The sequence below is a fragment of the Agathobaculum sp. NTUH-O15-33 genome (assembly GCF_033193315.1).
In the GTDB taxonomy this organism is placed as follows: Bacteria; Bacillota; Clostridia; order Oscillospirales; family Butyricicoccaceae; genus Agathobaculum; species Agathobaculum faecihominis_A.
On the sequence record NZ_CP136187.1, the window covers coordinates 992,524 to 1,005,966 of the forward strand.

Sequence of the window (13,443 nt, forward strand, 5' to 3'; positions counted from 1 at the left end):
GTATTTTGTGAATTTGGGGGTGTTACTATGCCAGATTATATTTTGCAGCTGCAAAATATTACAAAGATATTCCCCGGCGTGAAAGCGCTGGACAACGTTACCTTTGATGTGCAGCGCGGCCATGTGCACGCGCTGGTCGGTGAGAACGGCGCGGGTAAATCCACGCTGATCAAGATCATCAGCGGCGTTTATCCGAACGGCACGTACGACGGCAAGGTGCTGTTCGACGGTCAGGAATGCAAATTCCGCAGCATCAAGGACGTGGAACGGACCGGTATCGCCTGTATCCATCAGGAACTGAATCTGGTGCCGGATATGAGCGTGTCCGAGAATATCTTTATCAACAACCAGCCGAGCAAGATGGGCGTGATCGATTTTGATAAGCTTTATTATCAAACGGTCGAGCTTTTGAAGCGCGTCGGTCTGGATACGAATCCGAACGAGCTGGTCCGCAACCTCGGCACGGGCAAGCAGCAGCTGGTCGAGATCGCCAAGGCGCTTTCGCGCGACGTCAAGCTTTTGCTGCTCGACGAGCCGACCGCCTCGCTGACCGAAGCGGAGGTAGACATCCTGCTCGACATGGTGGATAAGCTGCGCCGGCAGGGCGTTACCTGTATCTATATCTCCCACCGTCTGGACGAGATCATGCGCCTGTGCGACGATATCACCGTCCTGCGCGACGGCCAGACCATCGAGACCCGCGCCCGCAAGGACATGGACAAGGATACGATGATCTCCCTCATGGTAGGCCGCGAAATGACCAACCTGTTCCCGCGCGTCCCGCATACCCGGGGCGAGGTCGGCTTTGAGATCAAGAACTTCACGGTGCCGCATCCCGAAATCCCGGGCCGCGATTTGATCCAGAACGTCAGCCTCAAAGCGTATAAGGGCGAGATCCTCGGTATTTCGGGCCTGATGGGCGCCGGACGAACCGAGCTATTCACCGCCGTTTACGGCGCGTTCCGCACCAAGGGCAGGGGCGAGGTCTATATCGACGGCAAAAAGGTCGAAATCAAAAACCCGATCGACGCGCTGAACGCAGGCTATTTTCTGGTCACGGAGGACCGCAAAAAGCTGGGTCTGAACCTGATCATGAGCATTAAGGAAAACACCACGCTGGCTTCGCTCGACAAGGTGTCGAAATTCGGCATCCTCAACGAGGACGCCGAGGTGGCGTATACCACCAAGTATGTCGAAGAAATCCGCACCAAGACGCCTTCGATCGAGGTGGCGGTCAACACGCTTTCGGGCGGCAACCAGCAAAAGGTCGTTTTGGCCAAGGCGCTGATGAGCGAGCCCAAGGTCATGATCCTTGACGAGCCGACGCGCGGTATCGACGTCGGCGCAAAATATGAAATCTACAAAATCATGAACGAGCTGGTCGAAAAGGGCGTTGTGATCATCATGATCTCGTCCGAAATGGAAGAGATCCTCGGCATGAGCGACCGCATTATCACGGTCGCGGGCGGCGAGGTCACCGGCGAGTTTGAGATCGCGGAAGCGACACAGGAAGTACTGATGCGCGCAGCAGTAGGGAGGGGCTAAACTATGTCTAGTACAGATACAAAAAAGAAATCGATTAGCGGCAAGCTTGATATCCGCACCCTGACGATGGTCATTGTGCTGATCGTTTTGTGGGTTGGCTTTACCGCGGCAACGGGCGGCAACTTCATCACCACCCGTAACCTGTCCAACCTGATCCGTCAGGCGGCGTTTACCGGCATTATGGGCGTCGGCATGACGCTCGTCATCGTCACCGGCGGTATCGACCTGTCGGCCGGTATGGTCATGGGCTTTGTCGGCTGTATCATGGCGGCCTGCCAAGTATGGTTCGGCCTGCCCACGATCGCGACGATCGCCATCGGTCTGGTGCTGGGCGCGGTCATCGGCCTGATTGAAGGCGGTCTGATCGCCTACACCGGCATCGCTCCCTTTATCGTCACCTTGGGCGCGCAGCTGATCTTCCGCGGCGGCATGCTGGCCGTCACGGGCGGCCAGACGGTCGCGCCGTTCCAAGAATCCTACAAGTTCTGGGGCACCGCGTATGTGCTGCCGCTGTGGGGCTGGGTCATCGCGGTCATCGCCTGCGTGGCCATGCTGGGCATTGAGCTGAACAAGCGCCGCGCCAAGAAGAAGTACAACAGCCTGCAGGAAACCATGGGCGAAATGATCGTCCGCTGGCTCATCTTCTGCGCGCTGGTTCTGGTCGCGGTGTACATCTTAAACTCCTTCAAGGGCATTCCGATCCCGGTGCTCGTCATGGCGATCGTGGTCGTCATCTTCACCTTCGTTTCGCAGAAGACCACCTTTGGCCGCAGCGTTTACGCGATCGGCGGCAATATCTCCGCGGCGCGCTACGCCGGCATCAATGTAAAAAAGAACCTGACCGTGGTCTACTGCCTGAACGGCTTCCTGTGCGCGGTCGCGGGCGTGATCTACACCGCCCGTCTGAACGGCGGCACGGCGCAGGCGGCAAACGGCAACTATGAGCTGGACGCGATCGCGGCGGCCGTTATCGGCGGCACCTCGATGACCGGCGGCGTGGGCAAGGTCGCGGGCGCGATCCTCGGCGCCGTGATCATGATGTCGATTGACAACGGCATGTCGATGATGAACCTTGACGCTTACTGGCAGTTCATCGTCAAGGGCCTGATTCTGGTGGCCGCTGTTTGGTTCGATACGCAGACGCAGAAGAAGGGCAAATAAAAATACGATTTGGAACATACCGTTCCAGGCGGGGGGACGCTGTTTCAGGAATACTGTGACAGCGTCCTTATGCCATAACGGGCGTATCCGATCGGTTGTTTAACGAGAGGGGTGTAGGAATGGAGTATCTTCTTGGCATCGATATCGGCACCTCGGGGACAAAGACGGCGCTGTTCGATACGGCGGGCAAGCTGGTCGCGTCTAAAACCTATGAATACCCGATGGCGCAGCCGAAAAACGGCTGGGCCGAGCAGGACCCGCGCGATTGGTGGCGGGCCGCCGTGCAGGGCATCCGCGGCGTGCTGCGCGAATCCGGCGCCAAACCGGAGAGCATTCGCGGCGTCGGCCTTTCCGGGCAGATGCACTCGCTCGTCCTCTTGGACGAGCACGACGAGGTGCTGCGCCCGGCCATTCTCTGGTGCGACCAGCGAACGGCGGCGGAGTGCGACGAGATTCACGAGACCATCGGCAAAAGCCGCCTGATCGAGCTGACCGCCAACCCGGCGCTCACGGGCTTTACCTCGGGCAAAATTCTCTGGGTGCGGAGGCACGAACCCGAGCTGTTCAAGAAATGCCGCCGCATCCTGCTGCCCAAGGACTATATCCGCTTAAAGCTCACGGGCGAGTACGCGACCGAGGTGTCGGACGCTTCCGGCATGGGGCTTTTGGACGTGCCGCACCGCCGCTGGTCGGACGAGGTGCTGCAAAAGCTGGGGATTAATCAGGACCTGCTTTGCCGCGTCTACGAAAGCCCGGAGGTCACCGGCACGGTGACGAAGCGGGCGGCGGAGGAGACCGGCCTTGCGGCGGGCACCATCGTCGTCGGCGGCGCGGGCGATAACGCGGCCGCCGCCGTGGGAACCGGCGTTGTCACGGACGGCAAAGCCTTTGCGACCATCGGCACCTCGGGCGTGGTGTTCGCCCATACGGATAAGCTCTCCATCGATCCGGCGGGCCGGGTGCACACCTTCTGCTGCGCGGTTCCCGGCGCGTGGCACGTGATGGGCGTCACGCTGGCCGCCGGGGCTTCGCTGCAATGGTTCCGCAACCAGCTCTGCGGGGACATCATTGAAATGGCAAAGGAGCGGCAGATCGACCCCTATGTGCTCATGGACCAAATGGCGGAAGCCGTGCCCATCGGCGCGGAACGCCTGCTGTTCCTGCCCTACCTGATGGGCGAGCGCACGCCGCATCTCGACCCGGACTGCCGGGGCGCGTTTGTCGGCCTTTCGGCCATCCACACGCGGGCGGAGATGATTCGCGCCGTGATGGAGGGCGTGACCTATTCGCTGCGCGACTGCGCGGAGATCCTGCGCGAAATGGGCGTGGCGAGCGAGCGCATCGTCGCCTGCGGCGGCGGCAGCCTGTCGCCCCTGTGGCGCGGCATGCTGGCCAACGTGCTGCGGTGCGAGGTATCGACCGCGGCGAGCCGCGAGGGCCCGGCGCTCGGCGTGGCGCTGCTCGCGGGCGTGGGCGCGGGGCTGTATGAAAGCGTGCCCGCCGCGTGCGAAGCGGTCATTCGCACCGAATCGCCGCTCCGGCCCGAAGCGGAAGCCGCGGGGCGTTACGAGGCGTATTATCAAGTATACCGTTCGCTTTATCCCGCGCTGCGCGATAGCTACGCGGCGCTGGCAAAGCTTTAAGGAGGCGAGACATGGAACTGCAAAGCGTATTCAGCGAAGCCTTCGCGCCCTATGGGCGCGTGGTAAGCGGCGTCAATGTGAGCGAGCTGCGCGAGACCCTGCGCCGCGAGACCGAAAAACCGGAGGCGGGCACCCTGTACGAGCCCTCGGTCGCGGCGCTGGAAAAGCTGCCGGTGTTTGGAATTCTGCAAAACAGCGTGTACGGCGGCCAGCCGATCCAGATCGGCTGCTGCAACGGAACGAATACCAAGCTGAACTGTCTGGAATACCACCGATCGAGCGAAATTAACATCCCGGACGACGACATGGTCTTTCTGCTCGCGCGCCAGCAGGAGATAAAGGGCGGCAAGCTTTCCACCGGCAGGGTGGAAGCGTTCCGCGCGCCGGCGGGCGCGGTGGTGGAGTTGTATGCGACCACGCTGCACTACGCGCCGTGCGACGGCGCGCGCGGCAAGGGTTTCCGCGTGGCGGTCGTGCTGCCGCGCGGCACCAATACGGAAAAGCCCGCGCAGATGGCCGGGGGCGGGGAAGAGGACCGTCGACTTTGGGCGAACAATAAATGGCTGCTCGCCCACCCGGACAGCGCGGAAGCCGGGCAGGGCGCGTATGTGGGCCTGACCGGTGAAAATTTGGATATTGCATCCGATCTTTAGAACGGAGGAAATAAAAAATGAACAATATCCCGGTAATAAAAATGGGCATTATCTCGGTCAGCCGCGGCTGCTTCCCGATCGCGCTTTCGGAAAAACGGCGCGCGAACGTGGTCAAAGCCTACGGTGATGGGCTGTATGAATGCCCGGTGTGCGTGGAGACCGAAGCGGACGCGAAACGGGCGGTGGACGATGTGAAGGCCGCGGGCGTTAACGCGCTGGTGGTTTTCCTCGGCAACTTCGGGCCGGAAACGCCGGAGACCCTGATCGCGGACTGGTTCGACGGGCCGATCATGTACACCTCGGCCGCCGAGGGCGACGGCGACCTGCACGATGGCCGGGGCGACGCCTACTGCGGCATGCTGAACGCCTCGTACAATCTGGGCCTGCGCGGCAAGCGCGTGTACATACCGGATTACCCCTGCGCGACCGCCGGGGAAGCGGCGGCGCAGATTCGGGAATTCCTGCCGGTCGCGACCGCGCTGGTCGGTCTGGCGGGCCTGAAGATCTTTGCCTTCGGCCCGCGGCCGAACGACTTCCTCGCGTGCAACGCGCCGATCAAGGCGCTGTACGATCTGGGCGTGGCGGTGGAGGAGCATTCGGAGCTCGACCTGCTGGTGGCCTACAACAAGCACAAGGACGATCCGCGCATCCCGGCCAAGATGGCCGAAATGGCGGCGGAGGCCGGCAACGGGGAAAGCAAGTTCAGCGGCATCCTGCCGCGTCTGGCGCAGTACGAGCTGACGCTGGAGGACTGGATGGCCGAGCATCTGGGCGCGAGCCAATACGCGGCCTTTGCCAACAAGTGCTGGCCCGCGTTTCAGACGGAGTTTGGGTTTGTGCCCTGCTATGTCAACGCAAGGCTGACCGGACGGGGCATCCCGGTGTCGTGCGAGGTGGATATTTACGGCGCTCTGTCCGAGTATATCGGCGTTTGCGTTTCGGGCAAGGAAGTCACGCTGCTGGATATCAACAACTCGGTGCCCGCGTCCATGTATGAGGAAAGCATCGCGGGCAAGTCGCCTTACCGCCACCGCGAGACCTTCATGGGCTTCCACTGCGGCAACACCTGCCCGAGCCTGCTGCGCGACCCGCACATGGGCTACCAGCTGATCATGAAGCGCGATCTGGAGCCCGATTTGGCGGAGCCGGACATCACGCGCGGCACGATGGAGGGCGACCTCAAGGCGGGCGATATCACGTTTTACCGCCTGCAATCCACGGCCTCGACCGAACTGCGCGCCTATGTGGCCGAGGGCGAGGTGCTGGATGTGCCGACGCAGTCCTTTGGCTCGATCGGCGTGTTCGCCATTCCGGAAATGGACCGCTTCTACCGCCACGTGCTGATAGAAAAGCAATATCCGCATCATGGCGCGGTGGCCTTCGGGCATTACGGCAAGGCACTGTTTGAGGTGTTCAAATACCTCGGCGTGCAGGATATCGCCTATAACCGCCCCGCAAGCCTGCCATATCCGACGGAAAATCCGTTTCGCTAAAGGCCGCTGAAAACCGTGCCGCGCTCCCAAAGCGCGCAAGAAAGGCATGGAAATAAAACGGTAAAGCGATATAATAATGGTATCCTGATGCGTTTCGTTGCCGCACGGCATTCCGGTTCGGTTTCGATTCTTTCTCTCTTTTCTTTTTTCTTTTTCCTGTGCGCGGCCGCGGCTGCAAGCGCAGCCGCGGCCGGCATGGGAAGCATCATTTCAGGCGCGCGCGCATCTTGGACAATACTGAAAAAGAAGGGTTGTAAGCTATGCTGAAACTTGGATTTAACGAGGCCACCTGTAAAGAAAATTCTACGGTTGAGCGTGACCTCGCGCTGTGCGAAAAGTACGGCTACGATTATATTGAACTGCGCCTAGACATGCTCAAGGCATATTTTGAAAACCATACGATGGATGACCTTAAGGCGTTTTTCGCGGGCAGCCATTTAAAGCCGTTCGCCTTCAACTCCATCGAGGATATCAACTTCAACACGCCGGAGCAGTGGGAAAAGCTCGTCGACCTGTTCACCTTCGGCTGCAAGACCGCCGAGGCCATCGGCAATCCGTACATGATCGTCGTGCCCACCATGGGCCCCGACATGGACCGCAAGACCGAGGCCGAGGTGTTCGAGGATTCGGTCAAGGTTTTGAACCGGCTGGCCGATATCGCCGAGCCTTACGGCGTGAAGCTGTCGTTTGAGCCCATCGGCGACCGCCGCTGGTGCTGCAATTCGATGCGTCAGGCGTGGGAGATCGTGCAGGCGGTTAATCGCGACAGCGTGGGTCTCACGGTCGACTGCATCAATTTCTACATGCATGACAAGTGCGCGGACCTTGAATATCTGCGCAAGATCCCGGCCGAAAAGATCTTTGTGTATCACATCAACGACTGCGAAGACCTGCCGCTGCGCGTGCTGGATCACTGCCACCGCATCATGCCCGGCAAGGGCTGCATCCCGGTCGCGGATATCTCGCGCGTGATGAGCGAAATCGGCTACGACGGCCCCGCGTGTCTGGAACTGTTCCGCCCGGAATACTGGGCCATGGACGCGGAAGAAGTCATCAAAATGGGCGCGGCATGCTGCGCGCCGTTTTTAAAAGCATAAGCTTGTTTGACAATAGGAGGAAAATGAAATGGAAAAAGTGAAAATCGGCGTACTGGGCGCGGGCCGTATCGGCCGCCTGCACATCACGAATCTGGTACAGGCCGTGCCGAACGCGGAGGTAGTCGCCATTGCCGACCCGTTTCTGAACGACGACACGGTGGCGTTTGCCAACGCGCTGGGCATCACCAAGTGCTCTAAGGACCCGCAGGATATCTTTGCCGATCCCGCGATCGACGCGGTATTCGTCTGCACCTCGACCGACGCGCACGCGGAGATGATCTCACGCGCTGCCGCCGCGGGCAAGCACGTGTTCTGCGAAAAGCCGATCCATACCGATCTGGGCAAGATCCGCGAAGCGATCGACGCGGTGGAAAAGGCGGGCGTCAAGCTGCAGGTCGGCTTTGTGCGCCGCTTTGACCATAACCATAAGAAGGTGCACGACGTCGTCGCGTCCGGCCGTCTGGGCAAGCCGCACATCGTCAAGGTATCCTCGCGCGATCCCGATCATCAGCCGATGTCCTACATCGCCACCTCGGGCGGCATCTTTATGGATATGACCATTCATGATTTCGATATGGCGCGCTATCTGGCGGGCAGTGAGGTCACCGAGGTCTGCGCGTACGGCGCGGCGCTTTCGGGCGAGGGCTATGAAAAGTATGACGATGTGGATACCACCATCATCATGCTCAAGTTTGAAAACGGCGCCATCGGCGTGATCGACAACAGCCGCGCCTCGCACTACGGCTACGATCAGCGCACCGAGGTGCACTGCGACAAGGGCTGCGTGCAGGTCTCGAACGATCTGGACGATCAGGCCATGATCTCCACCGCCGAGGGCGTGGAAATCGCCAAGCCCACCTGGTTCTTCCTAGAGCGCTACAACAACGCGTTCATTCAGGAGGCCAAGGACTTTGTCGAAGCCATCCAGAACGATACGGAAACGCTTGTCGGCGCGAAGGACGGGCTGATGCCGGTCGCCATTGCCATGGCCGCCGCGAAGTCCTTCCACGAAGGCCGCTCGGTCAAGCTGAGCGAAGTTCTGTAAGACAATCTAATTAAAAGCCGCCGCTCCCCGGTCGCAAAGGGGAGCGGCGGCTTTCTAAATCGTGGTGTGTGGGTAGCACATTACAAGACCAAAGCCCTCTCAAACGGAGGGCTTTGGTCTTATGTAGGAGAAAAAGAAGAAGAGATGGTCAGTCGTTAATGCCGTTCGGGTAGATGATGACCCGGCTGGCCTGCTGGGCGTTCAGCAGCTCGATGCCGCGCACGATGTCTTTCAGTTCCAGCTTGTGGCTGATGATGCGGTCAAGCTCCAGCGCGGGATTTTTCGAGCAGCTTGATCGCGAGGGGAAAGGTGTTGTGCGCGCAGTAGGAGCCCATCACGGTAAGCTCGTTGCGGACGATCACGGCGGGGGGCACCTGACTGACCGCGTTGGCGTTCTGGCCGAAGATCAGCAGCCTGCCGCCGCATTTCAGCAGCCCGACCGCCTGCCCGAACACCGGGCCGACGCCGACCGCGTCCACCACGATATCGCAGGTCTCGCCCCATTCGCGCAGCAGAATGGCCTGCACGTCCTCGCGGGCCGGGTCGATCGCCAGATCGGCGCCGCATTCCAGCGCTTTTTGCCTGCGCACGGCGGACATTTCGCATACCGCCAAACGGCGCACGCCGTACAGCTTCATCGCGCGGATAAAGGTCAGGCCGATCGGCCCCATGCCGAAAATGGCCACGGTGTCCGCCGGGGTGGGGTTCAGCTTGCGCATGGCGTTCATCACGCAGGCAAGCGGTTCGGTCATCGCGGCGAGATAGGAGGGGATGGCCTCCGGCATATCCATCAGCTGCGCTTCGGGAACGACGCAGTACTGGGCAAAGCCGCCGTTTCGCTGCTGGCCGAAGATAACCGCGTTCGGGCACAGGTTGTCCATGCCGGTGGTGCAGTAGGCGCAGGTATGGCATTTCATGATGTTATCGACCACGACCTTGCCGCCGGGGCGAAAGCGCGTGACCGCGCTCCCGGTCTCTTCCACGAAGCCGAAAAATTCATGGCCCAGTATCACGCCGGGATCGGCGTGCTGTCCGGGCGGCACGTGCAGTACATGCAGGTCGGACCCGCAAATGCTGGCCGCGCCCACGCGGATGAGTACGTCGTCCGGCTTTGTCACCCGTGGTTTTTCCACGGTTTTCACGTTCAGTACGCCGTTGCCTTCAAATACGGCGGCAAGCATGGTGGACATAGAAAAGACACCTCCTAAACGGTATGCACGGGTAAGATTACCCCTTTTTCTTATTTTTCATGGTATCCAGAAACACGGCGAGAATGATGATGCCGCCGGTCACGAGCTTTTGATAATAGGGGGAAACGTTGTTGATCGTCAGCCCGTTTTTCAGCACGTACAGCAAAACCGCACCGATGCTGGTTTTCAGCACGCTGCCCGAGCCGCCCGTCATCATCGTACCGCCGATCACGACCGCCGCGATGGTCTCCATTTCATAGTTTTCACCGGCGGAGGGGGAAGCGAAGTTCAGGCGCGAGGTCATCAGCAGGCCGCCGACGCCGGCGAGCAGGCCGCAGAGCACGTAGGCGATCATTTCGTATTTCGAGGTGCTGATGCCGGATAGGCGCACGGCTTCCCGGTTGCCGCCGATCGAATAAATATAGCGGCCGGTTTTGGTCTTGACGGAGAAAATCCAGAACAGGATGTAAAGGGCGACGGTCAGCAGCAGCAGAAACGAGACGCCGCCCAGCTTCGCGGTGCCCATCCAGTCGAACCCGGTGGGGAATTCGGAAAAGGGCATGCCCTGCGAGATGATCAGGGATATGCCGTAGCAGATGCCCTGCGTGCCCAGCGTGGTGATAAAGGCCGGGATACGGATGTAGCCGATCAAGTAGCCGTTCACCACGCCGACCAACACGCCGCACGCAATGCCGATCAGCGCCAGACCGGGAATGCCGACGCCGCGCGTGGCGAACACGCCGATCAGGATGCCCGCCGTGCCCATCAGACGGCCGACGGAAATATCGATGCCGCCGGTCAGAATGACGAGCGTCTGGCCGATCGCCACGATGCCGATGACCGAGGCTTGAATCAGAATGTTTTGAATATTGCCAAGGGAAAAGAAGTCCGGATTGAGAAAGGCGAACACAATGCAAATGATGACAAACGCAATGTAAATGCCGTAGCTGAGCACCATATTGGAAAGGGAAACCTTGCTTTTAGCCATTTAATTCACCCCAAACGAATAGTTCAAAATCGTATCCTTGGTCAGCTTGCGCACATCGGTCAGTTCGGCGCATTTCTTGCCGTCCTTCAAAACGATCACGCGGTCGGCCGCGCGGAGGATCTCGTCAATATCGGAGGAGATCATGATGATCGCCTTGCCCGACGCCGCGAGATCGAACATGATGCGGTAGATTTCTTCCTTCGCGCCCACGTCGATGCCGCGCGTCGGCTCGTCGAAAATCAGGATCTCGGCGTCGCGCAGCAGCCACTTGGCAATGACGACCTTTTGCTGGTTGCCGCCCGACAGATTCATGGCGAGCGCGTTTTCGCCCGGCGTGCGGATACGCAGCTTTTCGATATACTCACGGGCGATCCGGCTTTCCTTTTGCTGATCGATCAGGCAGCCCGAACGCACCTTGTCCATGGTTGGCAGAGAAATGTTGTCCGCGATCGAGCGGATCAGAACGAGCCCTTCGCCGCGCCGGTCTTCGCTGAGGTAGGCGATCCCGTTTTTTACGGTTTCTGTGTAATTTTTGACCGGAAGCGGTTTTCCGTGCAGGGTGATCTGGCGCGGGCCAAGGTTATCGATGCCGCAGAGCGAGCGGGCCAGTTCGGTTTTGCCCGCGCCTACCAGACCGGTCACGCCCAATATTTCGCCCCGGTGCAGGCTAAAGCTGATGCCCTCTTGTTTGTTCAGTACGGTAGGCATGCGCTGCACGTCCAGCACGATCTCATCGGTCGAGAAGCTTTGCTTCACCCGCTCCTCGACCTTGTGGCCGGACACCATGGTGACGAGCTGTTCGGGCGTGACGTCCGAAATGCTGTGCGTTTCGATCTTTTTGCCGTCACGCAGCACGGTTACGCGGTCGCCGATCTCGTAAAGCTCGGGCATGCGGTGCGAAATATAGACGATGCCGATGCCCTTGCTTTTTAAATTGCGGATAATGCCGAACAGCGTTTCGATCTCCTTGGGAGATAGGGATGCGGTCGGTTCGTCAAATACAATGATCTTACACTGGCTGGAAACCGCTTTGACGATCTCAACGATCTGCTTTTTCGCAATGCCAAGCGTTTGCACCAGCGCGCGGGGGTCCAGATCGTAATCAAGGTCGCTTAGGAACGCGCCCGCCTGCCGGTGCATTTCCTTCCAATCGATCAGGCCGTGTTTTTTCAGCTCGCGGCCTTGAAATATGTTTTCCGTCACGGTAATGTACTCGTTCACCATCAGTTCCTGATAGATGATGCGCACGCCCAGACGGAGCGCGTCCTTGGGCCGCTCGATGGCGACGGGGCGGCCCTCCAGCTGGATCGTGCCTTCGGTGGGCGTATACGCGCCCGCGAGAATTTTGATCAGTGTGGATTTGCCCGCGCCGTTTTCGCCAAGCAACACATGGACCTCGCCCGGCCGAAGATCAAAATCCACATGATCGAGCGCGACCACGCCCGGGAATATTTTTGTAATGCCGCGCATTTCCAGAATGTTGTCCATATCCGCACTCCTTGCCGGTATCAGAATGGTAGAGCGCGGGCCGGGCCTTGCGCCGCGCACCCGGCCCGCGCTTTCCGTTTCGGTTTTTATTTACCGCTGTATTTGGCGGCATAGGCCATCCATTCTTCCACGTTGGAAGCGTCCGCGACTTCAAGGTCGGTGTTTACCTTTTCCTCTACCGTTTCACCTTTGAGAAAGCGGTCTGCCAGTGTAACGCCCTCTATGCCCATATCGGCGGGCTTCTGTGCGACCGAGCCGCATAGGCCGCCTTCCTCGATGGATTTGAACGCGTCGGTGATGCCGTCAAAGCCCAAAATATCGATGGTGAGACCTGCTTCCTTGGTCGCGCGCAGCGCGCCCAGCGCCATCATATCGTTGCAGCAATAGATGAAGTCCACATCCTTGTTGGAGGTGAGCAGGTTGGTGATCACATCGTAGCCCTTGTTAAAATCGGAATCGGCATTTTGCGAGGCGACGATATTCACCGAATCGCCCGCCGCGTCGATAAAGCCTTGCTTGCGCAGTTCCATGTTTTCCTGTCCGGGCACGCCGGTGAGGATGATGACGTTGAGCGTCTTGCCCTTTTCATCGGCTACCTTTTTAGCGTATTCTCCCGCGACCTTGCCGCCGTTATAGTTGTCCGACCCGATGTAGGTCAGTGTGTGCGCGCCCTGCTTGTCGAGCGCTTCGCGGTCCACCTCGGTATCGAGAATGACGACGGGGATGTTTGCCTCGTTTGCCTTTTTAATGCCCGAAATGATGCCGGTGGTCGAGCACGGCGTGATCATGATCGCCTTCACCTTTTTCTGAATCATCGTTTCCATCAGTTGGAGCTGCTCGGCCGCGTCGCCGTGGCTGGTGCCGGACTGCGCGATCAGCGTGTAGCCGAGCTCCTTGCACTTTTCCTCGGCACCGTTTTTCATGGCCACGTAAAATTCGTTGTCCAGCGTCATAGGGAGCAGCGCGATCTCGCCCGAACCGGCGGCGGTGCCGGTATCCTCCGCGCCGTTATCGGCGCCGTCCGAAGCGGGGGGCGTTGAGCCGCAGCCGGTGCAAAAACCGGCCAAAAGGAGTGCTGCGAGAATGGCGGAGAGCATTTTCTTGTTGGTGCGTTTCATTTTTCTTCCTCCTTGCGTTTCG

General features: G+C 59.6%; 11 protein-coding genes. 7 read left to right on the forward strand and 4 right to left on the reverse strand.

Translation table 11 applies throughout. The annotated features are described in order from the left end of the window. The first annotated feature begins 27 nt into the window (after positions 1 to 27). From RWV98_RS05075 to iolG, 7 genes are all read left to right on the forward strand, one after another. A complete protein-coding gene (locus tag RWV98_RS05075; RefSeq protein WP_280960925.1) occupies positions 28 to 1,545 on the forward strand; it encodes a sugar ABC transporter ATP-binding protein in 1,518 nt (505 codons plus the stop codon). A gap of 3 nt (positions 1,546 to 1,548) precedes the next feature. Next, positions 1,549 to 2,706: a sugar ABC transporter permease gene (locus RWV98_RS05080; protein ID WP_317864211.1), complete on the forward strand. Its 1,158-nt coding sequence runs from the start codon at positions 1,549 to 1,551 to the stop codon at positions 2,704 to 2,706. Positions 2,707 to 2,825: 119 nt separating this feature from the next. Further along, positions 2,826 to 4,349 carry a xylulokinase gene (xylB, locus tag RWV98_RS05085; protein ID WP_317864213.1) on the forward strand — a complete coding sequence of 508 codons (1,524 nt, stop codon included), beginning with the start codon at positions 2,826 to 2,828 and terminating at the stop codon, positions 4,347 to 4,349. An 11-nt stretch (positions 4,350 to 4,360) separates the two neighbouring features. After that, positions 4,361 to 5,002: a DUF4867 family protein gene (locus tag RWV98_RS05090; RefSeq protein WP_280960928.1), complete on the forward strand. Its 642-nt coding sequence runs from the start codon at positions 4,361 to 4,363 to the stop codon at positions 5,000 to 5,002. Positions 5,003 to 5,019: 17 nt separating this feature from the next. Beyond that, positions 5,020 to 6,495, forward strand: a complete 1,476-nt coding sequence (locus RWV98_RS05095; protein ID WP_280960929.1) for an L-fucose/L-arabinose isomerase family protein — start codon at positions 5,020 to 5,022, stop codon at positions 6,493 to 6,495. A 260-nt stretch (positions 6,496 to 6,755) separates the two neighbouring features. Further along, on the forward strand, positions 6,756 to 7,592 hold the full coding sequence (locus RWV98_RS05100; protein ID WP_317864215.1) for a sugar phosphate isomerase/epimerase family protein: 837 nt from the start codon (positions 6,756 to 6,758) through the stop codon (positions 7,590 to 7,592). Positions 7,593 to 7,620: 28 nt separating this feature from the next. Beyond that, positions 7,621 to 8,637, forward strand: coding sequence for an inositol 2-dehydrogenase (gene iolG / locus RWV98_RS05105; RefSeq protein ID WP_280960931.1), 1,017 nt, complete (start codon positions 7,621 to 7,623; stop codon positions 8,635 to 8,637). 260 nt (positions 8,638 to 8,897) lie between these two features. On the opposite strand, the gene RWV98_RS05110 is transcribed toward iolG, so the two are convergent. The 4 genes from RWV98_RS05110 to RWV98_RS05125 all read right to left on the reverse strand — a co-directional run bounded on the left by RWV98_RS05110 (position 8,898) and on the right by RWV98_RS05125 (position 13,421). Then, the gene (locus RWV98_RS05110) at positions 8,898 to 9,827 is read right to left on the reverse strand and encodes an alcohol dehydrogenase catalytic domain-containing protein (protein WP_317864217.1); all 930 of its coding nucleotides are present in this window, start codon (positions 9,825 to 9,827) and stop codon (positions 8,898 to 8,900) included. 37 nt (positions 9,828 to 9,864) lie between these two features. Next, positions 9,865 to 10,815: an ABC transporter permease gene (locus RWV98_RS05115; RefSeq protein ID WP_280960933.1), complete on the reverse strand. Its 951-nt coding sequence runs from the start codon at positions 10,813 to 10,815 to the stop codon at positions 9,865 to 9,867. Continuing rightward, positions 10,816 to 12,303 carry a sugar ABC transporter ATP-binding protein gene (locus tag RWV98_RS05120; protein ID WP_317864219.1) on the reverse strand — a complete coding sequence of 496 codons (1,488 nt, stop codon included), beginning with the start codon at positions 12,301 to 12,303 and terminating at the stop codon, positions 10,816 to 10,818. It abuts the gene before it with no gap. 86 nt (positions 12,304 to 12,389) lie between these two features. Further along, entirely contained in the window at positions 12,390 to 13,421 is a 1,032-nt protein-coding gene (locus RWV98_RS05125) for a sugar ABC transporter substrate-binding protein (RefSeq protein ID WP_317864221.1), read from the reverse strand. Between the last annotated feature and the right edge of the window lie 22 nt (positions 13,422 to 13,443).